Source organism: Reyranella aquatilis (genome assembly GCF_020880995.1).
GTDB classification, from domain to species: Bacteria; Pseudomonadota; Alphaproteobacteria; order Reyranellales; family Reyranellaceae; genus Reyranella; species Reyranella aquatilis.
Genome location: NZ_JAJISD010000012.1, coordinates 53,056 through 78,731, shown reverse-complemented (window position 1 = coordinate 78,731; position 25,676 = coordinate 53,056). Strand labels below are relative to the sequence as shown.

The 25,676-nt window shown below is 67.4% G+C and carries 28 protein-coding genes; 14 read left to right on the top strand and 14 right to left on the bottom strand.

Features of this window, described 5'->3' with window-relative positions; all coding sequences use genetic code 11:
* The first annotated feature begins 48 nt into the window (after nt 1–48).
* Nucleotides 49–1,167 (top strand): 3-isopropylmalate dehydrogenase, encoded by a 1,119-nt coding sequence (leuB, locus tag LJ725_RS23610; protein WP_230553401.1) that lies wholly within the window; start codon nt 49–51, stop codon nt 1,165–1,167.
* Nucleotides 1,168–1,191: 24 nt separating this feature from the next.
* Here the strand turns inward: leuB and LJ725_RS23605 are convergent, their stop codons facing one another.
* Complete coding sequence (locus LJ725_RS23605) at nt 1,192–2,901, bottom strand: helicase HerA-like domain-containing protein (RefSeq protein ID WP_230553400.1); 1,710 nt, start codon at nt 2,899–2,901, stop codon at nt 1,192–1,194.
* 63 nt (nt 2,902–2,964) lie between these two features.
* On the opposite strand from LJ725_RS23605, the gene LJ725_RS23600 reads away from it, so the two are divergent.
* Nucleotides 2,965–3,858 carry a sugar phosphate isomerase/epimerase family protein gene (locus tag LJ725_RS23600; RefSeq protein ID WP_230553399.1) on the top strand — a complete coding sequence of 298 codons (894 nt, stop codon included), beginning with the start codon at nt 2,965–2,967 and terminating at the stop codon, nt 3,856–3,858.
* Here the strand turns inward: LJ725_RS23600 and LJ725_RS23595 are convergent.
* Genes LJ725_RS23595 through LJ725_RS23585 form a run of 3 tightly spaced genes read right to left on the bottom strand, consistent with a single transcriptional unit; the run spans nt 3,855 to nt 6,354 of the window.
* Nucleotides 3,855–4,778 (bottom strand): glutathione S-transferase family protein, encoded by a 924-nt coding sequence (locus tag LJ725_RS23595; protein ID WP_230553398.1) that lies wholly within the window; start codon nt 4,776–4,778, stop codon nt 3,855–3,857. The two genes, LJ725_RS23600 and LJ725_RS23595, sit on opposite strands and share 4 nt — an antisense overlap.
* Nucleotides 4,775–5,437: a ribulose-phosphate 3-epimerase gene (rpe, locus tag LJ725_RS23590; protein ID WP_230553397.1), complete on the bottom strand. Its 663-nt coding sequence runs from the start codon at nt 5,435–5,437 to the stop codon at nt 4,775–4,777. Before rpe ends, LJ725_RS23595 begins: the two co-directional genes overlap by 4 nt.
* Nucleotides 5,438–5,457: 20 nt before the next feature.
* Nucleotides 5,458–6,354: a prephenate dehydratase gene (locus LJ725_RS23585; RefSeq protein ID WP_230553396.1), complete on the bottom strand. Its 897-nt coding sequence runs from the start codon at nt 6,352–6,354 to the stop codon at nt 5,458–5,460.
* Nucleotides 6,355–6,528: 174 nt separating this feature from the next.
* Between LJ725_RS23585 and LJ725_RS23580 the strand changes: the two genes are divergently transcribed.
* Both LJ725_RS23580 and hisN read left to right on the top strand, forming a co-directional pair.
* Nucleotides 6,529–7,065, top strand: coding sequence for a c-type cytochrome (locus tag LJ725_RS23580; RefSeq protein ID WP_230553395.1), 537 nt, complete (start codon nt 6,529–6,531; stop codon nt 7,063–7,065).
* Nucleotides 7,062–7,847: a histidinol-phosphatase gene (gene hisN, locus LJ725_RS23575; protein ID WP_230553394.1), complete on the top strand. Its 786-nt coding sequence runs from the start codon at nt 7,062–7,064 to the stop codon at nt 7,845–7,847. Before LJ725_RS23580 ends, hisN begins: the two co-directional genes overlap by 4 nt.
* On the opposite strand, the gene LJ725_RS23570 is transcribed toward hisN, so the two are convergent.
* Entirely contained in the window at nt 7,814–8,362 is a 549-nt protein-coding gene (locus LJ725_RS23570; protein ID WP_230553393.1) for a GNAT family N-acetyltransferase, read from the bottom strand. The genes hisN and LJ725_RS23570 overlap by 34 nt on opposite strands.
* Nucleotides 8,363–8,467: 105 nt before the next feature.
* Here LJ725_RS23570 and LJ725_RS23565 point away from each other — a divergent pair, with 105 nt between their 5' ends.
* The 9 genes from LJ725_RS23565 (at nt 8,468) to LJ725_RS23525 (ending at nt 16,200) form a co-directional block, all read left to right on the top strand.
* Nucleotides 8,468–8,935, top strand: coding sequence for a Spy/CpxP family protein refolding chaperone (locus LJ725_RS23565; protein WP_230553392.1), 468 nt, complete (start codon nt 8,468–8,470; stop codon nt 8,933–8,935).
* Nucleotides 8,936–8,990: 55 nt separating this feature from the next.
* Nucleotides 8,991–9,686 carry a response regulator gene (locus LJ725_RS23560; RefSeq protein WP_230553391.1) on the top strand — a complete coding sequence of 232 codons (696 nt, stop codon included), beginning with the start codon at nt 8,991–8,993 and terminating at the stop codon, nt 9,684–9,686.
* Nucleotides 9,687–9,689: 3 nt separating this feature from the next.
* A complete protein-coding gene (locus tag LJ725_RS23555) occupies nt 9,690–10,958 on the top strand; it encodes a sensor histidine kinase (RefSeq protein ID WP_230553390.1) in 1,269 nt (422 codons plus the stop codon).
* Between the two features lie 191 nt (nt 10,959–11,149).
* On the top strand, nt 11,150–12,421 hold the full coding sequence (locus LJ725_RS23550; protein WP_230553389.1) for an acyl-CoA dehydrogenase family protein: 1,272 nt from the start codon (nt 11,150–11,152) through the stop codon (nt 12,419–12,421).
* A 209-nt stretch (nt 12,422–12,630) separates the two neighbouring features.
* Nucleotides 12,631–13,548 carry a DMT family transporter gene (locus LJ725_RS23545; RefSeq protein WP_329958388.1) on the top strand — a complete coding sequence of 306 codons (918 nt, stop codon included), beginning with the start codon at nt 12,631–12,633 and terminating at the stop codon, nt 13,546–13,548.
* Between the two features lie 8 nt (nt 13,549–13,556).
* Entirely contained in the window at nt 13,557–14,186 is a 630-nt protein-coding gene (hisB, locus tag LJ725_RS23540) for an imidazoleglycerol-phosphate dehydratase HisB (protein WP_230553387.1), read from the top strand.
* A gap of 23 nt (nt 14,187–14,209) precedes the next feature.
* On the top strand, nt 14,210–14,863 hold the full coding sequence (gene hisH / locus LJ725_RS23535; RefSeq protein WP_230553386.1) for an imidazole glycerol phosphate synthase subunit HisH: 654 nt from the start codon (nt 14,210–14,212) through the stop codon (nt 14,861–14,863).
* Nucleotides 14,864–14,921: 58 nt separating this feature from the next.
* Complete coding sequence (locus LJ725_RS23530) at nt 14,922–15,317, top strand: four-helix bundle copper-binding protein (RefSeq protein WP_230553385.1); 396 nt, start codon at nt 14,922–14,924, stop codon at nt 15,315–15,317.
* A gap of 61 nt (nt 15,318–15,378) precedes the next feature.
* Entirely contained in the window at nt 15,379–16,200 is an 822-nt protein-coding gene (locus LJ725_RS23525; RefSeq protein WP_230553384.1) for a bestrophin-like domain, read from the top strand.
* 24 nt (nt 16,201–16,224) lie between these two features.
* Here the strand turns inward: LJ725_RS23525 and leuD are convergent, their stop codons facing one another.
* The 8 genes from leuD to LJ725_RS23485 all read right to left on the bottom strand — a co-directional run bounded on the left by leuD (nt 16,225) and on the right by LJ725_RS23485 (nt 23,398).
* Entirely contained in the window at nt 16,225–16,827 is a 603-nt protein-coding gene (leuD, locus tag LJ725_RS23520) for a 3-isopropylmalate dehydratase small subunit (protein WP_230553383.1), read from the bottom strand.
* 12 nt (nt 16,828–16,839) lie between these two features.
* Nucleotides 16,840–18,240 carry a 3-isopropylmalate dehydratase large subunit gene (gene leuC, locus LJ725_RS23515; protein ID WP_230553382.1) on the bottom strand — a complete coding sequence of 467 codons (1,401 nt, stop codon included), beginning with the start codon at nt 18,238–18,240 and terminating at the stop codon, nt 16,840–16,842.
* 135 nt (nt 18,241–18,375) lie between these two features.
* Nucleotides 18,376–19,245 carry an isocitrate lyase/PEP mutase family protein gene (locus LJ725_RS23510; RefSeq protein WP_230553381.1) on the bottom strand — a complete coding sequence of 290 codons (870 nt, stop codon included), beginning with the start codon at nt 19,243–19,245 and terminating at the stop codon, nt 18,376–18,378.
* Between the two features lie 11 nt (nt 19,246–19,256).
* Entirely contained in the window at nt 19,257–20,042 is a 786-nt protein-coding gene (locus LJ725_RS23505; protein WP_230553380.1) for a GntR family transcriptional regulator, read from the bottom strand.
* Complete coding sequence (locus LJ725_RS23500) at nt 20,039–20,818, bottom strand: ABC transporter permease (RefSeq protein ID WP_230553379.1); 780 nt, start codon at nt 20,816–20,818, stop codon at nt 20,039–20,041. Before LJ725_RS23500 ends, LJ725_RS23505 begins: the two co-directional genes overlap by 4 nt.
* A complete protein-coding gene (locus tag LJ725_RS23495; protein ID WP_230553378.1) occupies nt 20,815–21,564 on the bottom strand; it encodes an ABC transporter permease in 750 nt (249 codons plus the stop codon). The genes LJ725_RS23500 and LJ725_RS23495 overlap by 4 nt, the downstream gene beginning before the upstream one ends.
* Nucleotides 21,561–22,409 carry an ABC transporter ATP-binding protein gene (locus LJ725_RS23490; protein WP_230553377.1) on the bottom strand — a complete coding sequence of 283 codons (849 nt, stop codon included), beginning with the start codon at nt 22,407–22,409 and terminating at the stop codon, nt 21,561–21,563. The genes LJ725_RS23495 and LJ725_RS23490 overlap by 4 nt, the downstream gene beginning before the upstream one ends.
* On the bottom strand, nt 22,409–23,398 hold the full coding sequence (locus LJ725_RS23485) for an ABC transporter substrate-binding protein (protein WP_230553376.1): 990 nt from the start codon (nt 23,396–23,398) through the stop codon (nt 22,409–22,411). Before LJ725_RS23485 ends, LJ725_RS23490 begins: the two co-directional genes overlap by 1 nt.
* A 211-nt stretch (nt 23,399–23,609) precedes the next feature.
* Here LJ725_RS23485 and LJ725_RS23480 point away from each other — a divergent pair, with 211 nt between their 5' ends.
* Nucleotides 23,610–24,320: a DUF2490 domain-containing protein gene (locus LJ725_RS23480; RefSeq protein WP_230553375.1), complete on the top strand. Its 711-nt coding sequence runs from the start codon at nt 23,610–23,612 to the stop codon at nt 24,318–24,320.
* Here LJ725_RS23480 and LJ725_RS23475 read toward each other — a convergent pair.
* On the bottom strand, nt 24,307–25,674 hold the full coding sequence (locus tag LJ725_RS23475) for a paraquat-inducible protein A (RefSeq protein ID WP_230553374.1): 1,368 nt from the start codon (nt 25,672–25,674) through the stop codon (nt 24,307–24,309). The genes LJ725_RS23480 and LJ725_RS23475 overlap by 14 nt on opposite strands.
* Nucleotides 25,675–25,676 lie beyond the last annotated feature (2 nt).

Genomic DNA, 25,676 nt, shown 5'->3' with positions numbered 1-25,676 from the left:
AACGCTCCAACAATCCGAATACCAAACCCAACGGAAGACCTGACCATCATGGCGTCCAATCGCAATCTGCTCGTGCTGCCCGGCGACGGCATCGGCCCCGAGGTGATGAACGAAGTCCGCAAGATCATTGCCTGGATGGGCAAGAAGCGCGCGGTCGGCTTCGACATCACCGAGGACCTGGTCGGTGGCGCCGCGCTCGACAAGCACGGCGTGCCGCTCAGCGACGACGCCATGAAGACCGCGCTGGAAGCCGATGCCGTTCTGTTCGGCTCGGTCGGCGGCCCGAAGTGGGACACCGCCGACTTCAGCAAGAAGCCGGAACGCGGCCTGCTCCGCCTGCGCAAGGAGATGGACCTCTTCGCCAACCTGCGCCCGGCCAAGGTGTTCGACGCGCTGGTCGACGCCTCCTCGTTGAAGCCCGAGATCGTCAAGGGCCTCGACATCATGATCATCCGCGAGCTGACCAGCGGCGTGTATTTCGGTGAGCCGCGCGGCCGCCACGTCAACGCCGCCGGCGAGGTCGAGGCCTTCGACACGCAACGCTACACGGCCCCCGAGATCCGCCGCGTCTGCGCCGTCGCCTTCGAACTGGCGCGCAAGCGCAAGAACAAGGTCCTCTCCTCGGAGAAGGCCAACGTGATGCACACCGGCGTGCTGTGGCGCGAAGAGGCGACCAAGCTGCACAAGGAGAAGTACTCCGACGTGAAGCTCGACCACATGTATGCCGACGCGCTCGCCATGCAGCTGCTGCGCGCGCCCAAGGAATTCGACGTGATCGTCACCGACAACCTGTTCGGCGACATCCTGTCGGACGAGGCCTCGATGCTGACCGGCTCGCTCGGCCTGCTGCCCTCGGCGTCGCTGGGTGCGCCCGACGCGACCGGCCGCCGCAAGGCGCTGTACGAGCCGATCCATGGCAGCGCGCCCGACATTGCGGGCAAGGGCCTCGCCAATCCGATCGCGCAGACCCTCTCCTACGCGATGATGCTTCGCTACTCCTTCGATCTCGGCAAGGAGGCCGATCTGGTCGAGACGGCCGTGGAGAACGTGCTGAAGGCGGGCTACCGCACCGGCGATCTCCTGGTCGGCAAGACCGACGGCGTGAAGAAGGTCGGCACCCAGGAAATGGGCGACGCGATCGTCAAGGAACTGGATCGCCTGAGCTGATCGGCGGCCGGCAGGAACGCCGGCTCAGCCTCTCAGGATCGACCCCAGCACGCCGCGCAACACGGCGCCGCCGACACTGGCGCCGATACTGGCGGCCTTGCCCTTTCCGAACACGGCCTTCGCCGCCTCGCGCGCGGCGATGGTGGCCATGCTGCGTCCCGCCGCCTTGGCGACCGTCACCCCCACCGAATCGCGCTGGCGCCCAGCCGGAGCCTTTTTGGGTTCGGGCGTCGGCGCCTGCGGCTGAGGCTGCGCCGTCTTGAGGCGTGGCTGGGGCCGCGGCTCCGGTGGCACCGGCTGCTCGACCTGCGGCGTTGGCGTCGATGGGCGCGGTCCCCAGGGACCCGTCGTCGCCGGCACCGTTGGCGGCACCGATCCATATTGCCCGCGGCGACGCGGGGCGCCGTCCGGGGTTACCGATGGCGGGGGCGCCGAGGCCGGGGGCGCAGATGCCGGTGCGACGCGGCCGGTCAGCACTTCGTAGGCCGACTGGCGATCGACCGCCCGGTCGTACTTGGCGCCCAGCGGGCTCGCCGCCATGACCGCGGCGCGTTCCTCCGTCGTCGCCGGCCCGATGCGGCCCTGCGGCGGCGCGATGAAGCAGCGCTCGACCGGAAACGGCACGCCCTTGGGGTCGAGGAAGGACAGCAGCGCCTCGCCGACGCCGAGTTCGGTGATCACTTCCGCAGCATTGAACGCCTTGTTGGGGCGAAACGTCTCGGCCGCCACCTTCACCGCCTTCTGGTCGCGCGGCGTGAAGGCCCGCAGTGCGTGCTGCACGCGGTTGCCGAGCTGGCCCAGGACCGTTTCGGGAACGTCGAGCGGATTCTGGGTGATGAAGTAGATGCCGACGCCCTTGGAACGGATCAGGCGCACCACCTGCTCGATGCGCGACAGCAGCGCCTTGGGCGCGTCGTCGAACAGAAGATGCGCCTCGTCGAAGAAGAAGACGAACTTCGGCTTGTCGAGATCGCCCACCTCCGGCAACGCCTCGAACAGCTCCGACAGCAGCCACAGCAGGAAGGTCGCGTAGAGGCGCGGACTCTGCATCAGCCGGTCGGCCGCCAGGATGTTGATCGTGCCGCGGCCGGTCGCGTCGCAGCGGATCATGTCGGCGAGATCGAGCGCCGGCTCGCCGAAGAAGCGCTCACCGCCCTGCTGGCTGAGCGTCAGGAGCTGGCGCTGGATCGTGCCGACTGATTGCTTGCTGACATTGCCGAACTCGGTCGTGAGCGTGCCGGCATTCTCGGCGACCCATTGCAGCAGCGCCTGGAGATCCTTGAAGTCGAGCAGCAGGAGGCCCTGATCGTCCGCGATTCTGAAGACGATGTTGAGCACGCCTTCCTGCGTCTCGTTGAGCTGCAGCAGGCGGGCCAGCAACACCGGCCCGACTTCGCTCACCGTCGTGCGGATGGGGTGGCCCTTCTCGCCGAACAGGTCCCAGAAGACCGTCGGGAAGGCGCGGCCCGCATAGCCCTCGATGCCGAGCTGCGCGGCGCGCTCGAGCGCCCGCGGATTGTTGCCGCCGGCCTGGCTGACGCCCGAGAGATCGCCCTTCACGTCGGCCATGAAGACCGGCACGCCGAAGGCCGAGAAACCCTCCGCGATGGTCTGCAGCGTCACGGTCTTGCCCGTGCCGGTGGCGCCCGCGACCAGCCCGTGGCGATTGGCATACTTCAGGAGCAGGTACTGGTCCGCCTCGCTGGCTCCCACGAAGATCGCGTCGTCGCTCATGCCGTCTCCTGTGCGCTCGCCCCGACTTTAGCCAAAGCGGCCGGTCCATAGTAGGTTACCGGCATGTCCCTGCCTCGTCTCGCTCTCGCCGTGATCGGCGATGAAATCGGTCCCTCCCTCGACGAAATGATCTCCTTCTGCGGCGAACACGAGGTGCGCCGCCTCGACATGCGCACCGTGGATGGCAAGAACCTGCTCGGCCTGTCGCTCGAGCAGGGCAGCACCATCGCGCGCCGCCTGGAGAAGGAAGGGCTGTCAGTGCCCACCTTCGTCTCGCCGCTGCTGAAGTGGCCCGCACCGGGCAAGGGCAGCGAAGGCGGCCCGGTCGACTTCGCCTTCGATCCGGCCGACTGCCCGGCCGACGATCCGCTGGTCCATGCCTTCGACATGGCCACCGTGTTCGGCGCCGAGAAGATCCGCGTCTTCAGCCACCTCCGCTATCCCGGGTACAGGCCCGCCGACCTGATCGGACGTTTCGAACGGCTGGCCGACCTCGGCCTCACCTACTCGATCGCCGTCGAGATCGAGAATGAGCCGGTCTGCAACATCGGCTCGATCACGGACCTCGCCGAGTTCTTTACCGCCCTCACCGAGGCGACCGACCCCAATCCGCCGCCGGCGCAGTTGAAGCCGCTGATCGACATCGGCAATGCGTGGGCCGTCGGCAAACCGCCGACCGATGCGGAGATCGCGCAGCTGGCGCCGCTGGTGGACCTGATCCATCTCAAGGACCGTGACACAACCGCCAAACGCACCGTGCCGTTCGGCGACGGCGACATTCCCTGGTCGGCTGAACTGACTCGGCTGCTCACCGCCGTAGCGACAGGCGCGCATCCGGTGCGGGAAATCCACGCCAGCATCGAGACGCACTGCCCGCAGGACGGGCGCAACGCCACCGCCCGATCCGTCGCCGGCCTGCGCCGCATCGCTGCCGAGATCGGCGTCGAGGTGGTTTAAGCCGGCGTGAGAATGAAGCCGGCGCGCGGGAAATGGACGACGACATCTCCCACCCTCTCGTCGTGCCGCCTGATCGAGACGCGGTCGTTCGTGAGACCGACCAGCACGCCGCTCACCGGCACCTTGCCGGTATCGTCGGGCGTGACGCCGATGGTCTGACCGGCCTTCAGGCCGCTGGGATCTCCGGCATCGACGCTCGTCGCTTCCGGCGCTGCTTCCCTGGCGATGGCGATGGCGTCGGCCGCCGTCATTTCCGTCGGGCTGCCGCTGCCGGCCGCCTTCATGCGCTCCGACCAGGCCGTGATCAGCGGCAGCCGGTCGAACGGCGGCACCGTCTTTCCGCCCCCCATCCGCTCCTTGATGAACCAGACGGGATTGTAGAGCGCGCAATCGGCCAGACAGGGCGCGTCGCCCAGCAGATAGGGCCTGCCGTCGGCCAGCATCTCTTCCGCCAGGACGAGCTGGGCGTAGGTCTGCTGCAGCGCCATCGGCGCGGCGGACTTGAGCGAAGCGGGGTCGAACGAGCGGCCGGAGAAGGCGCTGCGGTCCTTGAGAAAGGCTTCCGGCAGCTTGTCGCCCAGCGCCCCCATGACGACGCCGACGGCCGCCCAGAAGATGTTGCGGTCGATCCACATGGCGAGCGCCCGGGCAACGCCCTCCTTGCCCTTGGGCAGGAGCGGCGGCGCGGGCACGCGCTTCTCGATCTCCAGCATGATGAGCTGCGTGTCGCAGTAGATGTCGGCGCCGACCTGCATCACCGGAGTCTTGCGATAGCCGCCGGTCAGCGGCATCAGGTCGGGCTTCGGCATCATGTTCGGGATCACGACCGACTTCCACGCGGCCTGCTTCACGCCGAAGGCGATGCGCACCTTCTCGGAGAAGGGCGAATTCGGATAGTGGTGCAGGATCATGTCGCTCATGAGCGCAGCGCCTCGATGTTGGCCGCGTAGCGTTCCGGCCCGCCGGTGAACACGGCGGTGCCGGCCACGAGCACGTCGGCACCCGCCTTGATGCAGCGCTTCGCGGTCTCGACGTTGACGCCGCCATCGACCTCCAGGTCGATCGGCTTGCCCAGCGTGTCGATCGCCTTGCGCAGGGCCGCGATCTTGGCGAGCTGGCTTTCGATGAAGGCCTGGCCGCCGAAGCCGGGATTGACGCTCATCACCAGCACGAGATCGAGATCGCCCAGCACATGCTCGATGGCGGACAGCGGCGTCGCCGGATTGAGCACGATGCCGGCCTTGCGGCCGAGGCTCTTGATGAGCTGGATCGTCCGATGGACGTGCGGGCCGGCCTCGGGATGGAACGAGATCACGTCGGCGCCAGCCTCGACATAGGCCGGCACCAGCGGATCGACCGGCGAGATCATCAGATGCACGTCGAAGGGCTGTTTGCTGTGCTTGCGCAGCGCCTTCACGACCATCGGCCCGATCGTGAGGTTAGGCACGAAATGCCCATCCATCACGTCGACATGAATCCAGTCGGCGCCGGCCCGGGTGATGGCCTCGATCTCCTGGCCGAGCGCGGCGAAGTCCGCCGACAGGATGGAGGGCGCGATGCGGACGGGCTGTTGCGGCATGACTTGACCTTTGACGGGGCTCAGGTGCCGGGCCGGGTCGGGGCGTCCCAGCCCTTGCGCCGGAAGGGATTGGTCGGGAAGGAGCCCAGCAGCTTCAGCTCGTCGGAGAAGAAGCCCAGTTCCTCGAGCGCCAGCGCGACGTTGGCCTGCTCGGGATGGCCTTCGACCTCGGCATAGAACATCGCCTGCTCGAAGCGCGCGCCCGAGAGATAGCTCTCCAGCTTCACCATGTTGACGCCGTTGGTCGCGAAGCCGCCCAGCGCCTTGTAGAGCGCCGCGGGACGGCTCCTGACCCGGAACAGGAAAGCGGTCATGCACTGCACGGTCCGCCAGTCCGGATGGGCCTCCTCGCGGGAAAAGACCAGCATGCGGGTGGTGTTGTGGTCCGCGTCCTCGATGTTCTTGGCCAGGACCTTCAGGTCGTAGATGCGGGCGGCGAGGGAGGAGGCGATGGCGCCCACGCTGGCGTCGCCGATCTCGGCGATCTCCCGCGCGGCCCCGGCCGTGTCGGCATGGACGACAGGCTGCAGCTTGTTCTTCTTCAGGAAGTTCCGGCACTGGGCCAGCGCCTGGACGTGGCTCTTGACGGTCCGGATCGACTTCAGGGACGCCCCCGGAAGAGCCACCAGGCAATGCTCGACCCGCTGGAAATGCTCGGCCACGATCTTGAGCTTCGTGTGCGGCAGCAGGCTGTGCAGGTCGGCCACGCGGCCGGCGATCGAGTTCTCGACCGGGATGATGGCCAGCTCCGCCTTGCCGGCCTGGACGGCGCCCATCGCGGCGTCGAATGTCGGGCACGGCAGGGTCGTCATGTACGGAAAGGCCGCGCGGCAGGCCATGTCGGAATTGGCGCCGGGTTCGCCCTGGAAGGCGATGATATTGCTGGCGGCGGCTTTCCCGCCCCGTCCCTTGGCCATTTATCCTGCTCCCCGCATCGCGTTCCGACGCCCATCGATAGGCGAAAAACCCCGTAATATCCGGCACTTGCGACGTTCCGCCGCGCGAGCTGCCAGACGCGATGGAATACTACTGGCGGCCGTGCGGGCATGCTACAGCAGCGTCCGTAGAATTCGCCGTTTCGGGATTTGACTATGGCCAGTTTCAACACGATCGCAGGCTGCGTTTTGGCTTCCGCCCTCTTCGCGATGGTGGTCGGCAAGGTGTCCAATGCCGTCGTGCATCCGCACAAGCTGGACAAGCCGGCCCTCGCTGTCACCGACGACGCCCCCGCGGCGGCGACCGCCGCCGCCCCCGCGGCGATCGAGATTCCGCCGATCGGCCCGAAGCTCGCCGGCGCCAACGTCGAGGCCGGCAAGGCGCTGTTCCAGAAGCAGTGCTTCAGCTGCCACACGGTCGACAAGGGCGGCGCCAACAAGGTCGGCCCGAACCTGTGGGGCATCGTCGACCGTCCGAAGGCCAGCCATGCCGGCTTCGGCTATTCGTCGGCCCTGACCGCCAAGGGCGGCAATTGGACCTACGAGGACATCGACCACCTGATCTTCAAGCCGAACGCCTATGTGCGCGGCACCAAGATGGCCTTCGCCGGCCTCCCGAAGGAGCAGGATCGCGCCGACGTGATCGCCTACCTGCGCACGATGGCCGATACGCCCGCGCCGCTTCCTAAGTGACCTCACCCACTCCGGTTCCGGCTGAACTGGTGGCGCTGGCCCATCAGTTGGCCGATTCCGCACGGCCGATCGCGGCCCGCTATTTCCGGACCGGCGTCACGGTCGACGACAAGACCGACCAGAGCCCCGTCACCATCGCCGATCGCGAAGCCGAGACGGCGATGCGCGATCTGCTGACGCGCCACGTGCCCGAGCATGGCGTGTTCGGCGAGGAGCACGGCGCGGTCCGCACCGATGCCGACTATGTCTGGGTGCTCGACCCAATCGACGGCACCAAGGCTTTCATCACCGGCCTGCCGCTGTTCGGCACGCTGATCGGCCTCTTCCATCGCGGCAAGCCGGTACTCGGCATCATCGACCAGCCGATCCTTCAGGAACGCTGGCTGGGCGTTGAAGGCGAGCGCTCCACCCTGAACGGCAGGCCGATCTCGGTGCGCGCCTGCGCGGGCCTCGCCAGCGCCTACATGTATTCGACCGCGCCCGGCATGTTTGCCGACGGCTACGCCCGGCCGCATCAGGCGCTCACCGAGAAGGTGAAACTCTTCCGCTGGGGTGGCGACTGCTACGCCTACGGGCTGCTGGCCGCGGGCCACGTCGACCTCGTCGTCGAGGCGGACCTCAAGCTCTACGACTATGCCGCGCTGATTCCCGTCATCACGGGCGCGGGCGGCGTGATCACCGATTGGAAGGGCCGGCCGCTCGACATGCATTCCGAGGGAGCAGTCGTGGCGGCCGGCGATCCCGCCGTTCACCGCGCGGCGCTGGACGTCCTCTCGGCATAGGTCTCGCGATCGACATCGTACCAGATGATGTCGGTGAAGCCCTTGTAGTCGACCCTCTTGCGGTAGCTGAGGCCGATCCGCTCCATCACCGCGCGTGAAGCACGATTGCTCTCCAGCGTGATCGCGAAGATCCGCTCGAGTGCGAGCGTCTCGAATCCGTGGGCGAGCGCCGCGCGCGCCGCTTCGGCGGCATAACCCCGGCCCCAGGCGTCGGGATGCAGCGACCACAGCACCTCCACGCCATCGAACTGCTCTATGTAGTTCAGCCCGGCATGGCCGATCAGCCGTCCCTCGCGAAACACGCCCCAGGGCGCATAGCGGCGCTCCTGCCAGGAAGCGGCGAAGCGCTCGATCGCGGCATGCGCCAGCGCCACGAAATCACCGTCCTGGACCTTGCCCGGCGCCGGCGGCAGCCACTTCGCCACCTCCGGATGAAAGCGCATGGCTGCGTATTCCTCGGCATCGGCAGGCAGCAAAGGTCTGAGCGTCAGGCGCTCGGTCGTCACGATCGTCATCGGAGGAAAGTTTACACAACTTTACCGGCGCGAGATGGGCGCGAAACGCCGAGCCTCCATCTTGGCTGCACGGGGACAGCAACCCGAAACCAGATGGAGACAGACATGACGAACCTCAGCATCAAGACGGCGATGGCGGCCCTCCTCGCGGGCAGCCTGGCGGTGACCGCCGGCGCGCCGGCCTTTGCCCGGGCGGACGGCGGGTCGGTCGATCCGGCCAAGTTCCAGGAGCGCATCGAGAAGCGCGTGGACAAGGCCCTGAACGGCACCGACGCCACGCAGGACCAGAAGAAGCAGGTGGTGAGCATCCTGCAGGCCGCCTTCGCCGACATGAAGCCGCTGCACGCCCAGCGCGTCGAGAACCGCAAGGCGATGCGCGCGGCACTCGAGGCCCCGACCATCGACCAGGCGAAAATCGAGCAGATCCGCGCCGACCAGATGAAGATCGCGGACGCGAGTTCCAAGCGCTTCACCAAGGCGCTGACGGACGCCGGCAACGTGCTGAACGCCAACCAGCGCCAGGCCTTCTTCAAGACCTGGGGCGAGCACAAGCACGGCCCGAAGAAGGGCTGATGCAAGAGGCTGACGGCAGATGACATCGGGGTCGCGCCGGTTCGATACTGAGCAGATGGCCGAACGAATCCTGATGATCGACGACGACGACCGCCTCGCCGGGATGGTTTCGGACTATCTCGGCGGGGCGGGCTTTCGTGTGACCGTCGCCGGCACAGGCCGCGACGGCGAGGCCCAGCTGAAGCGCGAAACCTTCGATGCGGTCATTCTCGACCTCATGCTGCCCGATGCCGACGGGCTCGACCTGTGTCGTCGCCTGCGCGCCGGCAGCGACGTGCCGATCCTGATGCTGACGGCGCGCGGCGAGCCGATGGACCGCGTGGTCGGCCTCGAACTGGGCGCCGACGACTATCTCGCCAAGCCCTTCGAGCCGCGCGAATTGCAGGCCCGCCTGCGCGCCATCCTGCGCCGGCGGGGCGGAGGCACTTCTCCGAAGGGGGACGTGCTGCGCTTCGGCCGCCTCGAGATCGACAAGGGCGCGCGCGTCGTTCGGGTCGATGGCGAGGAGCGCTCCATCACCTCCCATCAGTTCGCCATCCTGCTGGCGCTCGCCGAACGCGCCGGCCGCGTATTGTCGCGCGATGCACTGATGGACCTGCTGAAGGGCGAGAAGCTCGAAGCCTTCGACCGCTCGGTGGACGTCCATATCAGCCGCATCCGCGCCGCCATCGAGGACGACCCGAAGAAGCCCCGCCGCATCCTGACATTGCGCGGCAGCGGCTATGTCTTCGCCCGGGACCAGGATCGCTAGGATATGCAGCGCCTGTACCTGCAATTCTACGTCACCATTCTGATCGTGCTGGCGGTGTTCGTCGGCGCCGCGGTGCTGCTCTGGCGGGTTGCCGACGACGACAATCGCACGCCGCAGTATCTTGATGTCGCGGCCGAATTGACGGGCGCCCTCCTGCCCGAGGCCAATGCGCCGCGCCCCGAACAACAGCGCGCGATCGAGGCGCTGCAGCGCAAGCTGCGCTTCGACATCGCGCTCTACGAACCCGACGGCGACATGATCGCCATGGCCGGCAAGCCGCCGCCGCGCTTCGAGCCCAAGCGGAACCGAACGGGCTGGCGCCGCGGGCCGGGCGGGCCGAACTTCGTCCTGCAGTTGCCGGACGGGCGCTGGCTGGTGGCGCGTCAGGTGCGCGAACGGCCCAACCCGATCTACTGGATCGCCGCGGCGCTCGCGCTCGTCGCCATCGCCGTCGCCATCGCTTCCTTTCCTGTAGTGCGCGGCCTCGGCCGGCGGCTCGAAAGATTGAGAGCCGGTGTAGACCGCCTCGGCCATGGCGATCTCGGCGCCCGCGTTAAGGTCGAGGGTCGCGACGAGGTGGCGGCGCTGGCCGCCAGCTTCAACCGCTCGGCGCAGCGCATCGAGGAGCTGGTCGCCGCCCACCGCCTGCTGCTGGCCAATGCCAGCCACGAGTTGCGCACCCCGCTCACGCGCATCTCGGTCGCCGCGTCGCTGCTCGGCGAGAACGCCGATCCGAAGACGCGCGAATCGCTGAAGCGCGACGTGGCCGAACTCGACCAACTCATCGAGCAGATCCTCCTGGCGAGCCGCCTCGAAGCCCTGCCCACGCTCGAGCAGCGTGAACCGATCGACCTGCTGGCCCTGGCCGCCGAGGAAGCCTCTCACTACGACGTCGAGGTGAGCGGCGAGCCGGTGATCGTCTCCGGCGACCGCACGCTGCTGCGCCGTCTGGTGCGAAATCTGGTGGAGAATGCCCAGCGCTACGGCACCGGCAAGGACGGCGACGAGTCCGTGGCGGTCTCGGTGACCCGCGAGTCCGATTGCGCCGTCCTCGAAGTGACCGACAAGGGACCGGGCGTGCCTGAGTCCGAACGCCAGCGCATCTTCGAGCCCTTCTATCGCCTGGCCGGCGCGGCCGAGAGCGGCCGCGGCAGCGGTCTCGGCCTCGCCCTCGTCCTCGATATCGCCCGCCGCCATGGCGGCGACGCCGTCTGCCTTGCGGCAGAAGGCGGCGGCAGCCGGTTCAGAGTGGATCTGCCGGTAGCGCCTTGAACGCAATTGTCTGTTCTACCTGCCGGCGCGCCGGTGCGGTCGCCGCACGACGGAAGCCGACAAGCGTTTGCTGGGCGCGGGCAAGCAACCCGCCGCACGTGCTCCTCGAAGCGAAAGTCAGCCCTTACCTGTCCGGTCGCTGACCGCTAATAATGTCCGGTAAACGAGCGTTTACCGGAGGAGCAGGGTCCATGGATTTCAACATTCCCGCGGAGATCGCAGCCTATCTGCGCGAACTCGACGAATTCATCGAGCGCGAGATCCGGCCGCTGGAGCGCGAGAACGACAACATCCGCTTCTTCGACCATCGCCGCGAGCATGCGCGCACCGACTGGGACAATGACGGCCAACCGCGCCACGAATGGGAGGAGTTGCTGGCCGAGATGAAGCGCCGCGCCGACAAGGCCGGACACTTGCGCTTCGGTCTGCCCAAGGCGCTGGGCGGCAAGGACGGCTCCAACCTCGCCATGGCGATCATCCGCGAGCATCTCGCGCACAAGGGGCTCGGCCTGCACAACGACCTGCAGAACGAAAGCTCGATCGTCGGCAACTTCCCGGTGGCGCTGCTGCTGCACCGTTTCGGCACGCAGGAGCAGAAGGACCGCTACATCGAGGGCATGTTCAAGGGCACCGAGCGCATCGGCTTCGGCCTCACCGAGCCGCTGCACGGGTCCGATGCCACTTTCATGGAGACCACGGCGACGAAGCAGGGTTCCGACTGGGTGATCAACGGCATGAAGCGGTTCAACACCGGCATGCACACCGCGACCGTCGACCTGGTCTTCGCGCGCACCTCCGGCAAGCCCGGCGATGCGCGCGGCATCTCGGCGTTCCTGGTGCCGGTGAAGACCCCCGGCTTCAAGATCGAATACATGTGGTGGACGTTCAACATGCCGTCCGACCATGCCGAGGTGTCGCTCACCAACGTCACCGTGCCGGGCTCGACCATGCTGGGCGAGGAAGGCCGCGGGCTCGACGTGGCGCAGACCTTCGTTCACGAGAACCGCATCCGCCAGGCCGCCTCGAGCCTCGGCGCCGCGCAATACTGCATCGACCTGTCGGTGGCCTATGCCAAGAACCGCAAGGTGTTCGGCAAGGCGCTGGCCACCAACCAGGCGATCCAGTTCCCGCTGGCCGAGCTGCACACCGAGGCCGAGATGACCCGCGGTCTCGTGCGCAAGACGGCGTGGCATCTCGATCGCGAGCATCACATGAACGTCAGCGAGTGGGTGGCAATGTCGAACTACCGCGCCAACCGGCTGGTCTGCGACGCCGCCGACCGTGCCATGCAGGTCCATGGCGGCATCGGCTATTCGCGCCACACGCCGTTCGAGCACATCTATCGCCACCACCGCCGCTACCGCATCACCGAGGGTTCGGAGGAGATCCAGATCCGCCGCGTCGCCGGCGCCCTGTTCGGCTTCTGGGGCGCGCAGAAGACGTCGACGGCGGCGAAGGCGTAGTTTGATCCATCGCTCAAGAGTCCTCTCCGCCACGAAGTGGGGGAGAGGAAGGGACCCATTGCGCAGCAATGGGTAGGTGAGGTGGTGTTCCATGCGAACGAGATGGCTGCGTTGAAGAAGCGAAGACCCACCTCACCTCCCCCGCGCCTCGCGCGGGTCCCCTTCCTCTCCCCCCGCTGCGCGGGCGGAGAGGACGCTTGAGCGCAGGGGTGTCTTCAAAACCATCTGGACGCCGCTACACGGGCGACCTCATCATGTTCGGCACGGCCATGCTGATGGGATCGAGCTATCCCTTCGCCAAGGACGTGCTGCAGGTCATGAGCCCGTTGCTCTACAGCGGCTCGCGCTACCTGATCGCCAGCCTCTTCCTGTTCGTCATGATGGCGCTTATGCGCCGGCCGCTCGGCCTCCCGCGGCGCGACTGGCTGCCCCTGTTCCTGCTTTCCCTGGTTGGTGTCACGCTGTTCCAGGCCTGCTGGGGGCTGGCGATGACGCGCACGGCCCCGAGCCTGGGCTCGATCGTGATGACCACCACCACGGCCTTCTCCGCGATCCTTGCCTGGTTCGGCGGGCGCCGGCTCCCGGCGCTCGGATGGGCCGGCATCGTGCTCGCCTTCGCAGGCGTCGTGCTGGTGGTGAACAACAGCCTGTCGTCGGTCACGCTGTCGTTCGGCAGCCTCGACGGTACCCTGCTCTGGATGCTCGCGGCCTTCGCCTGGGCGCTCTATGTCGAGCGCTGCGCCCCGTACAACCAGCGGCTGGGGGCGCTTCCGGTCATGGCCTGGACGACCCTGTTCGGCTCGCTGGTGCTGGTGCCGATCGCCCTCGTCTTCGATTCGCTCGGGGAGTTCGCGAAGCTTGACGACCGGCTGCTGGGCTTCTGGTTCTACACCGCCATCTTCCCCGTGGGCGTCGCCTTCCTCGGCCTCACGGCCGGGCTGGAGCGGCTCGGGGTCAGCCGGGTCATGGTCTATATGTACCTGATCCCGGTGGCCGGGGTGGGCCTGTCGGCGGCCTTCTTCGGCGATCCTCTGACGACGGCACGGGTGCTGGGGGGCCTGATCGTGCTGGCCGGCGTCATTCTGACGCGTGTGGCGCTCGACCGTGCCGCCCGCGTTCCTGTATGAACCTCCCCATGGCCACGACCACCACTCCCTTGACCACACCCGGCACCGGCGGACGACGCGCGTCCGTGGAGCGGGCGACCAAGGAAACCCGCATCGCCGCCGCCATCAACCTGGACGGCACCGGCGTCTACGACATCAAGACCGGCATCGGCTTCCTCGACCACATGCTCGAGCAGCTCTCGCGTCACAGCCTGATCGACATCACGCTGCGCGCCGAGGGCGACCTGCACATCGACTATCACCACACGACGGAAGATGCCGGCATCGTGCTGGGCGAGTGCCTGTCCAAGGCGCTGGGCGACCGCAAGGGCATCCGCCGCTACGGCAGTGCCACCATCCCGATGGACGAGACGCTGACCGAGGTGGCGCTCGATGCGTCGAACCGGCCGTACCTGATCTGGAAGGTCGAGTTCACCAAGCCCAAGCTCGGCACCATGGATACCGAGCTGTTCAAGGAATGGTTCCAGGCCTTCGCCCAGCTGGGCGGCCTGACCCTGCACGTGTGGAACCACTACGGCGAGAACAACCACCACATCGTCGAGAGCTGTTTCAAGGGCATCGCCCGGGCGCTGCGCGTCGCGGTCGAGATCGACCCGCGCCAGACGATGGCCGTGCCCAGCACCAAGGGCGTCCTCTAGGGCCCGATCATGTCCGTCGAACCATGACCGTCGCCATCGTCGACTACGGATCCGGCAACCTCCGCTCCGCCGCCAAGGCCTTCGAGCGCGCCGCGCGCGAGGCGGGCACGGATGCGCGCGTGGTCGTGACCTCGCAGCCGGCCGAGGTCGCCGCTGCGGACCGCATCGTGCTGCCGGGTGTCGGTGCGTTCGCGGACTGCCGGGCGGGCCTGTACGGCGTGCCCGGCATGGTCGACACGCTCCAGCGGGAAGTGATCGAGCGCGGCAAGCCGTTCCTCGGCATCTGCGTCGGCATGCAGCTGATGGCCACGCGCGGTGTCGAGTACGGCATCCACACCGGTCTGGACTGGATCGCGGGCGACGTGGTGCGCATCGAACCCCAGCGTCAGGCGGGTCAGGACCACCTCAAGATTCCGCACATGGGCTGGAACGAACTGTCCGACCTCAAGCCGCACGCGCTGCTCGAAGGGATCCAGCCGCGCGACCATGCCTACTTCGTGCACTCCTTCCAGCTCGCCGCCACCCAGCCGGCGACGGTGCTCGGACTGACCGACTATGGCGGGCCGGTAACGGCGATCGTCGGGCGCGACAACCTCGCAGGCACCCAGTTCCATCCCGAGAAGAGCCAGGCCACGGGCCTGCGACTGATAGCCAACTTCCTGCGCTGGAAGCCCTGATCCGGTAACCAACCGACGCACGGTGCGTTTATCCTCCATTCATCGACGGAGGAAACCCATGCCCGCGCGTCCCCTTCGTTTCGACGCGCCCGTCCTCCATGCCATCGAGGCCTGCCACGTCTGTGCCGAGGCGTGCATACTGTGCGCCGACACGAGCCTCGACGAGGCCGCTGCCAGTCTTGCCCGCTGCATCCGGCTGGCGCTCGATTGCGCCGAGGCCTGCTCCACGACAGGCGCCGCGATGGCGCAGCGCACCCCCGCCAACGGCGCCCTGCTGAGGCCGATGGCCGAGACCTGCGCCGCGCTCTGCGAGGCCTGCGCCGCGGAATGCGATCTGCACGTGGACGAGCACGACCATTGCCGGCTGTGCGCCGAGGCCTGCCGGGCCTGCGCACGGGCCTGCCGGGCCGCAGCGATGTCGCTGGGCCCGAACGGGTTGCTGCCCGGCAAGTAGCCTGAAGGCCCGGGGAGATCGGGCTTGTCCGGCGAGGGCCAATCGCCGATCCTTCGCCTGCATGTCTCTCGGCCCCTTCGACGCGCTGTTCGGCTTCCTCGGCAGACTTACAAACGGCGACCTTCACTACGCTGGCCTCCTCGTCCTGGTGGTCCTCCTGGTGTCGCTCGAAACCGGCATCTGGTTGGGCCGGCTCGGCGCGCGCCGGCACGTTCCGACCGAGGGCGAGAAATCCTCGGTCAACTTTGCCACGGCCGGCATGATGGGACTGTTGGCCTTCCTGCTGGGCGTTTCCCTGTCGATGGCGTCGGACCGCTACCAGCAACGCCGCGATTCGGTCCTGGCCGAGGCCAATGCGATCGGCACGGTCTGGCTTCGCGCCAGCGTCGGCACCGGCGCCGAAGGCGTGGCGCTGCAGAACCTGCTGCGCGAGTATACGGCGGTCCGCATCGCGGTGGTGGCCGGCTCCAACACCTCGCCACCCGAGGAACTTCTACAGCGCACGAACAGCCTTCAATCCGAAATCTGGGCTCTCGCCCGCACCGTGGCCGAACGCTCCCCCACGCCCATCTCGGGCCTCCTGCTCACCTCGCTCAACGAGATGATCGACCTGTCGCTGACCAACCGGCGCAATCTCAATGCCCATGTGCCGGCCTACATATTGCGGCTTCTCCTGACCGTCTCGATCTTCGCGGTCGGCGCGGTGGGATACGGGTTCGGACTCGTCGGGAGCCGCCAGCACGTGCTCTCGATCCTGCTGCTCGGCATCTGGACCCTCGCCATCGTGCTGATCATCGACATAGACCGGCCGCAGAGCGGCGAAGTCCGCATCGATCCGGCACCACTGGTGTGGACGCTTCAGGGATTCGGACCGGCTAAGTAGCGCCGGCCGAACAAACCATGGGCGCTACAGCCAGCTCATCTCCTGGCGCTGCCGGGCCTCGAAGGCCTTGATGTCCTTGTCGTAGCTCAGGGTCAGGCTGACCTCGTCGGCGCCCTTCAGCAGGCAGTCCTTGCGAAAGGAATCGATCTCGAACCGGTCGATCTTGCCGTCCGGGCCGGTCACGGTCTGGGCCGCGAGGTCGATGCGGATCCTTGCGCCCGGAGAGGCGTGCAGCAGGCGCCGCAGTTCGCCTGCGCGGGCGGCATCGACGCGGATCGGCAGCGCGCCATTCTGGAAGCAGTTGTTGAAGAAGATGTCGCCGAAGCTCGGCGCGATGAAGGCGCGCAGGCCGTTGTCGACCATCACCGTGACGGCATTCTCGCGCGAGGAGCCGCAGGCGAAGTTGCGCTCCGCCACCACGATCTTCGCGCCGGCGTAGGCGGGCATGTTGGTGACGAACTCGGGCCGCGGCGCCTTGTCGGGCGTGTAGCGAAGATCGTGGAACAGGGCCCCGACCTGCATGTCGCGCGGCTTGCCGAGGAAGCGCGCCGGGATGATCTGGTCGGTGTCGAGGTTCGGCTGATCGATCGGAATGGCGACCGCGTCGAGCGTGGTGAAAGCTTCCATGGCGATGCTCCCCTAGGCCAGCTTGCGGACGTCGGCGAAATGGCCGGACACGGCGGCGGCCACCGCCATCGCCGGGCTGAGCAGATGCGTGCGCACGCCCGGCCCCTGGCGACCGATGAAGTTGCGGTTCGAGGTCGAGGCGATACGCTGCTGCGGCTTGCCGGTGTCGCCGTTCATGCCGACGCACATCGAGCAGCCGGGTTCGCGCCATTCGAAGCCGGCGTCGCGGAAGATCCTGTCCAGCCCCTCGGCCTCCGCCTGCTTCTTCACCAAGCCCGATCCCGCGACCACCCAGGAGGGGATCACGACCTTGCGGCCCTTGGCGACCTTGGCGGCGGCGCGCAGGTCCTCGATGCGGCTGTTGGTGCAGGAGCCGATGAACACGCGGTCGACCGGCACCTGCTCCAGCGGCGTGCCCGGCACGAGGCCCATATAGTCGAGCGCCCGCTTCATGCTGTCCTTCTTGGCGGCATCCGGCGCCGTCGAGGGCTCGGGAATGCGGCCCGTGATCGAAAGCGCATCCTCCGGGCTGGTGCCCCAGGTGACCATCGGCGCGATCGAGGCCGCGTCGAGGCTGACGTCGCGATCGAAGACCGCCCCCTCGTCGCTCGGCACGGTGCGCCAGAAGGCGACGGCCTTGTCCCATTCGGCCGACTTCGGCGCGAAGGGCCGACCCTCGAGGTAGGCGATGGTCGTATCGTCGGGTGCCACCATGCCGGCCTTGCCGCCGGCCTCGATGGACATGTTGCAGACGGTGAGACGGCCCTCGATCGACAGGCCGCGAATCGCGCTGCCAGCATATTCGATGACATGGCCGACCGCGCCCGCGGTGCCGATCCTGGCGATGATGGCCAGGATGACGTCCTTGGCGGTAACGCCTTCACCCAACTCGCCATCGACGCTGATCCGCATCGCCCTGGGCTTGCGCTGCCACAGGCATTGCGTTGCCATCACATGCGCCACTTCCGACGAGCCGATGCCGAAGGCGAGCGCCCCCAGCGCGCCGTGCGTGGAGGTGTGCGAATCGCCGCAGACCAGCGTCAGGCCGGGCTGCGTCACGCCCTGTTCCGGGCCGACGACATGGGCGATGCCCTGGCGCTCGTCGCCGAGATCGAACAGGGTGACGCCGCTTTCGGCGGTGTTGGTGCGGATCGCCTCGACCAGCTTGCGATGGTGCGGATCGGCGATGTCGGCCACGTCGCGGCTGTCGCTGCGCACATAGTGGTCGGGCGTCGCGAAACCGCGATCCGGACGGCGCAGCTTCATGTTGCGCTCCCGCAGCTTTGCGAAGCCTGCAGCCGAGCCGTCATGCATGAGATGACGGTCGATATAGAGCAGCGTGTAGCCGTCGTCGCGATCGACGACGACGTGACGCTGCCAGATCTTCTCGAACATCGTGCGTGCGGCGGCCATGCACTTCCTCCTCAATCATTCTTTCTCCTCTCCCCCGCTAGGGGGAGAGGTTGGGTGAGGGGGCAACGCACCCACTCACCCCCTCACCTAGCCTCTCCCCTATCGGGGGAGAGGAATTAGAACGAGGTCTGATCGTTACTCGGCGGCGGCCTTGACCGGGTCGCGGAACGCCGTGCGGCGCTCGTCCCATTCGGCGGCGCCGAAGCGGGCGAAGGTCTTGCCGGGCGAGCCGCTGACCGGCGGGAACTTGCCCTGCTTCAGGTCGCCCAGCAGGCGGTCGCAGGTCGAGATGATGCCGCCCAGCAGCAGGCCGGGGACGATTGCGATCGCGTAGCCCATGCGCTCGGCGACATCGAGGTCGATCTCCGGTGTCTTGCCGCCGCGCACGACGTTCAGCAGGCAGGGGCCGTTGACCCGCTTCGGCACCGATTCGATCTCCGCCATGGTCTGCGGTGCCTCGACGAAGGCCACGTCCGCGCCGTTGGCCAGCGCCGCGTTCGCACGTTCGATCGCCTCCTCGAGGTTCACCACGGCGCGCGAATCGGTGCGGGCGATGATGCAGAAGTCCTTCGACCTGCGCGCGGCCGCGGCGGCCCGGATCTTGGCGATGAAGTCCTCGCGGCTCACCAGCTCCTTGTTGTCGAGATGGCCGCACTTCTTCGGGAACACCTGGTCCTCGATGTGGATGGCGGCCACGCCGGCCCGCTCGAATTCCTGCACCGTGCGATAGACGTTCAGCTCGTTGCCGAACCCGGTGTCGCTGTCGCTGATCAGCGGGATGTCGATCGAGTTCACGATCCGGGCGGCATTGCCCACCATCTCGCTCATGGTGATCAGACCGTAGTCGGGATAGCCCAGCGTCGCCGAGGTACCGGCGCCGGTCATGTAGACGGCGGGAAAGCCGGCCTGGGCGATGGCGCGGCCGGTGATGCAGTCGATCGCGCCGGGCGCCACGATCATCTTCCTGGACGCGAGCAGTTTGCGCAGATTTGCGGCGTTGGACATGACTTTCTCCTTCAGCGTTTGCGTTTCGGGGCCGGCGACGGGCCGGAAGGCGACTTGAACTGCTCGGGATGCACGGTGAAACGAAGCTTGAGATGCTCGGGCACCGCCAGCATCTCGACGTATTCGACGGCCCGGCCCTGCTGGTCGATCATCAGGCTGCGCAGGTCGATCAGCGCCGCGCCCACCTTGACCCCGAGTCGCGAGGCCACCAGCGGTTCGGCGAGCACGGCCGAGACGAGCTGTTCGGCGCCGCAGATATGGGCGCCGGCACGCGCCAGCAGCTGGAACATCGGAATGCGGTTGAGGTCGGTCCTGGTGAAGGTCTCGCCCAGCGCGGCCGGGACATAGCTGGTGAGATGCATCACCGGCGTCCCGTCCTGGGAGCGCACGCGCACGGCGCGCTGGACCGGCTTCTGGTCAGCGTCCCAGAGTTTGTCCCGCGCATAGCCGCGGGCCTGCACGTAGCCGAACTCGACCACCTTGGCGACCGTCTCGGCGCCGTAGGAGACGATATTCTCGATCACCGACGTCATCGGCATGCGCATCGGCTGGCCGATCTGCGCCCGCACGACGGTGCGCCGTCCGGCCCCGCGCTCGATCAGGCCGGCATCGTGCAGGCTCGCAATCGCGCGCCGCACGGTAATGCGCGACACGCTGAACATGCGGGTGAGCTGTTCCTCGGTCGGCAGCGGCTCGCCCTCGGCATAGCGGCCGGTCGAGATGCCGTCCGCCAGGACGAGATAGATCTGGTGATGCAGGGGCGAGCCCATCTCGCGGGCGACGGCGATCCGGTTCATGGCTTCTCGTGCGCCTCCGGCGCGGCGCCGCGATGCAGGCGCTTGTCGATGGCCAGCAGGGCGGCATTCGCGCCGATGGCGAAGACCGAGATCAGGACCGCGATGGACAGGATCGTCTTCACGTCATGCAGGTCGATCGCCGTCATCAGGAGGAACCCCAGGCCCCGCTGCGAGGCGAAGAGCTCGCCCAGCATCGTGCCGAGCAGGGTGAGCGAGAAGCCGATGCGCAGGCCGGAGAAGATCTCCGGCAGGGTCGCGGGGACCAGCACGTACCAGCCGGTCTGTGCCGGGGTGAGACGCATCGCACGGCCCGCCCGCAGATAGGTGCGGTTGACGTTGCGCACCGCATTCATGGTGAAGAGCACGACCGGGATGATGCCGTGCAGAGCGCCGAAGGCGACCTTGGCCGGCATGCCCAGCCCGAACAGCAGCAGGATCACCGGGTAAAGCGTGATCTTCGGCACCGAGTAGAGCGCGACGAGAATCGGCTCCGCGACCTCGCCGGTGAGCTTGTGGCCGCCCAGCACGACGCCGATCAGCACGCCGCCGCCGCAGGCGATGGCCAGCGCCTGGAGGAAGGCGAGCCCGGTTTCGCGCAGATGCGGCAGGAAGCGGGCCTGCCCGATCATCTCCCAGAGGTGGGCGAGAGTCGGCGCCGGCGCCGTCACCGCCGAATCGCCGGCGATCTCGTGCAGGACCTGCCACAGGGCGACGAGCGAGATCGCGACCAGGATGGGATCGCGCCAGATGCGCAGGTTCAGCAGGCCGCCCCTCATGCGCCGCGCCGCCGCAGCATGCGGCGCTCCCAGGCGAAGACCATCATGTTGAACAGCGTGACGATACCCAGCACGAACAGGATCAACGCGTACATGCGCGGATTGTCGAAGTTGTCGTAGGCGAAGGCGATCTCGTGGCCGATGCCGCTGGTCGACAGGATGAATTCGCCGGCGATCACGCCGATGAAGGAATAGGCGACCGCGAGCTTCAGGCCCGACAGGATGTGCGGCGCTGCGGCCGGCAGGCGGACGCGCCAGATCTCCTCGACCAGCGACAGGCGATGGATTCGCGCGGTCTTCAGCAGCACGCGCGGCACCCGGTCGAGCCCCGCCATGGTGGCGAGGATCATCGCGACCATGGCGAACAGGGTCGCCAGCACGATCAGCGGCACAGGCCCCAGGCCGAAGATGACGATCAGCAGCGGGTAGAAGGCGAAATGCGGGATCGCGTAATAGGCCGCGAGGAACGGGCTGAAGGCGCGGCGCAGGAACGGCACCCAGTTCAGGACGAAGCCGATCACGAAGCCGCCGACGATGGCGATGCTCATGGCGATCGCCACGGCCGACAGGGTGTGCTGCAGGTGCATGCCGATCTCGTCGGACCGCAGCGTCTCGACGAGGGTCGTCACCATCTTCGACGGCGCGGTCACCATGGTCGGTGCGATCGCGCCCGTCCGGCAAGCCAGTTCGAGGGCGCCGACGGCGCCCACCAGCAGGATGGTGCGAATCCAGCCCGCCTTGCTCATCGGGCCACCGTCCCCTGCCCCATCGCCCGCAGTGATTCACCGCGCAGGTAGGACCAGAGGCGCGCCGTGACGGCGCCGAAATCCGGACGTTCGGCCAGCCGCGAATCGCGGTCGCGCGGCCAGCCGGTCTCGACGATCTCGAGGAAGCGGCCGGGCCGGGCCGACATGACGCCGATGCGGTCCGACAGGAGGTTGGCTTCGTCGAGCGCGTGGGTGATCAGCAGCACGGTCGCGGAGGTCTCGCGCCACAGGCGCAGCAGCTCATCGCCCATCAGCAGGCGTGTCTGCTGGTCGAGCGCGCCGAACGGCTCGTCGAGCAGGATGAGGCGCGGCTGCATCACCAGGGTGCGCGCGATGCAGACGCGCTGGCGCATGCCGCCGGAAAGCTGGCTGGGATAGGCCCGGCTGAAATCGCGCAGGCCCATGAAGCCGATCGCGAAATCGACCCGGCGCTTGCTTTCCGCCGCATCGACGCCGGCCCGCCGCAAGCCGAAGGATACGTTGTCCTCGACCGTGAGCCACGGGAAGCTGGCATCTTCCTGGAACACGACACCGACGCCTTCGGGCACCTCGCCGCGCACCGGCTTGCCCTCGAACTCGACCGTGCCGGCCGACGGCATCGCGAGGCCGGCCAGGACGTCGAGCAGGGTCGACTTTCCGCATCCCGACGGACCGACGACGCTGAAGAACTCACCGGCCCGGAGGTCGAAGGAGATCGGCCCCAGCGCATGGACCTCGCCATGGCCCGCACGCGGCGGGTAGACGCGCGTCACGCCCTCGAGACGGGCATGGACCTTGTGGCTGGCCGCGTTCTCGACCGCGGCCAGACGCGGCGCGCCGGCCATCACTGGGTCTTCGCCGCGGCGGCGGGCACGAACTGCGGGTCGAGGGTCGCCTTCCAGTCCACGGGCAGCTGCAGCGCGCCCACCGAGCCCAGCGCATCGGCCATCGACTGCATCAGCGGCATCGCGAGCTCGCCCCGGCTCCACCACGTCGGGTTCATCTTCTTGATGTTGTCGATGGCGTTTGTCGTGACGTCGAGCGGCAGGTTGTAGGCCTTCGCCACGATCTCGGCGGCTTCCTTCGGGTTGGCGTGCAGGAACTCGACGCCCCTGCGGCGCGCCTCGATCACCGCCTTGAGCTTCGGCCCGTTCTTGGCAATCGCCTCGTCGGTCGCGATGCCGACGGTCTGGGCATAGGCCGGCAGCTTCTCGTCGAGCCAGCCCAGCGTCTTGTACTTTGTGCCGGCCTTCTCCTTCTGCGAGTAGATCGGCTCCGGAATGATGGCGACATCGACCTTGTTGTGCTCCAGCGCCGTGAGGCCGGCGCCGAAATCGCCGATGGCGATCATCTTCACGTCGGCGGCGGTGATGTCCCAGGACTTCAGGGCGGAGAGCGTGATCGCCTCGCTGACCGATTTCGGACGCGAATAGACGAAGCGCTTGCCCTTGAGGTCGGCCGGCTTGTCGATCGCCTCGCCGGGACGCGTGACCCAGAACGAGCTTCGACCGTTGGTGCCGCCGCTGATGATCTTGATGTTGAAGCCCTCCTTGATGGCGCTGAGCGCCGCCGGAAGCGCGACCTCGGCGAACAGCGTGTCGCCGGCCATCATGTTGCGTACGGAGGTACCGCCGCCCTTGGAGGTCAGGATGCCCTTGATATCGACACCGGCCTCCTTGAAGTAGCCCTTCTCCATCGCGATGGCGTAGGGCACGCCATAGAGCAGCGAGCCGTAGTGGGTGACGACGATGTCCTCGGCGCGCGCGGCGGCGGCCGACAGCAGGCCCAGGCTGGCAATTGCAAACGCGCGGATGGCGGCCTTGAAAGCGCTCATCATTCCCTCCCAGGGATGTGGTGGCCGACACCTCATGGGCCGGCTCTTCTATTGTTATGACATTAGGACATTCGATTCGGAGCGAGTCAATCCGGCGTCTCACACCTCGCCCGCCGGGCAGAAGACCCTTCGGTCGCCATCGAACGCAGCGCGGGTGTGGCCGAAGCCAACTCGATTGCCACACCACGGAGGCGCCGGTATCGTCGACCCGGTGACGAGTTCGATAGTCCGCTTCGCTGCGCTGATCATCGTCTTCTGCCTGGTCTCGACGGCAGCGCAGGCGCAACGGCGCCAGCGGCAGGCAGCCGCGACGCAACTACAGAATGGCCAAGTCTGGGAATCGCCTGCAGTCGCGCTGGAGTATCGGATCGACCGCAACTGGTCGTTCCATCTCGACACCCAACTGCGCTTCGATCAGAACATGAGCCGCCTGCGGACGCTGCAGGTCCGGCCGGGCTTCGAGTATGCACTCTCGCCCAACTGGGCCCTCGCCGCGGGCTATGTCCAGTTCACCCGCTATCTCCCCGGCGCACGACAGTCGCGCGGGCCCTTCCAGGACATTCTCCATCGCTCGCGCATCGAGGGCCTCCCGATCGTGGCCCGATGGCGGTGGGAGGAACTGTTCTTCGACGACAGCCGGCTGCTGGTCCGCACGCGCGCTCTGGCAGGTGTCCGGATCCCGTTGTGGCGTTCGCCGTGGGAACTCGCGATGTCGAACGAGGTCTTCATCAACGTCGGCACGGACCGTCCCACCCGGACAGCGGGATTCGCGCAGAACCACGCCTATGTCGGGTTCGGACGCCAGCTTTCGGCCTGGGCCAAGGGGTCGTTCGGTTACGAACTCGATTCGATCCGGAGACTGAACGGCTCGTTCCTGAACGAGCACAATATCAAGCTCAACCTGGCCTTCAGCCTGAATTGACGGCCGCCGCCCGGGCATCGCTTCGGCTCGCAGCCGACGGAAGAGACTTCCGGTGCGGGTTGCGCGCGGCGGCGTCCCACATGAGGCGGGGATCGAACGCTTCAGCCGCGAAGATTGTGACGATGACGACCGCGCAGAAGGCTAGCGCCCCCATGCCGGGCTCGATGGTCACGGCACGCCCGAACTGGACCAGCGCGCCCAGCAGCGACTCCATGAAGATGTCCACCATCGACCAGCGGCCGATCCAGGCGACGATGAAATAGAGCCGCGTGCGCTGGCGCAGCAGCACGCCGGCTTGCTCTGCCGTGCCGGTGAGCGAGGTCGCGCCGATCATGCTCACCAGCCCGATCAGCTTGAACAGCGGCACCAGCACACTGGCAAAGAAGACCAGCAGGGCGAGCGGGTACATCTTCGAGGCCACCAGCTCCTCGACGCCGCCCATGATGGTGCTCGGCTCGCCGGAGCCCAGCTGGATGACCGTCAGCACCGGATAGACATTGGCCGGGATGTAGAGGATGACGCCGGCAATCACGAGCGCCAGCGTCCGGTTCAGGCTGTCGGGCTTGCGCTCATGCACGTGCGCCCCGCAACGCGGGCAGCGACCGTCATGTTCGGCCGGCACGCAGACGAGCTTGCAATCCTCGCAGCTCGCGGCACCCGGCCGGTATTCGAGCGGGGCGGCGGCCGGCATCGGCGCATGGGTCTGGCCGCGCCGCTCGATTTCCTCCCACACCGCCTGCGGATCGAGCGACAGCTCGGCCCACACGACCACGACCGTGAGGATGCCCAGCGCATAGACTGCCGGTCCGAGCTGGATCGTCACCAGGTCGCCCAGCTTGGTATAGGCGACGAATACCCCCAGCAGCAGGACCTCGAGCATTGCCCAGGTCCCCATGCGACGGGAGATGAGGAATACTCCACGCAGGTTGGGCGGCAGGGTCCGCATGCGCAGACCGATCAGCACGTAGAGTGTGCCCGCGAACTTGGCGAGCGGTGCCAGGGCCGTCGTGAAGGCTACCGCAATGGCCAGAGGCCACAATCCATGGCGCACAAGCTCGGCCGGACCGGAGAGCAGACTGGTCTCGTGCACGATGCCGGCAGTCGACACCTTCATCAGCATCGACAGCCACAACACCGAGAACAAGACCAGCGACGCGAAGGTAAGCGCCAGGCAATGGCCGGTCGGATCGGCGCGCGTGGCCCTGAGCTCGGTGCCGCAGCGCCCGCAATCGGAACGCATGTTGGCGGCCATCGCCGGCACGATCTGGAACAGGCCGCAGCCCGGACATTCGCGCAGCTGGGGCGGCGTCACCAGAGGACCCGGGTCGCGCTGCACCGCGAAGGCCCGCAGCATGG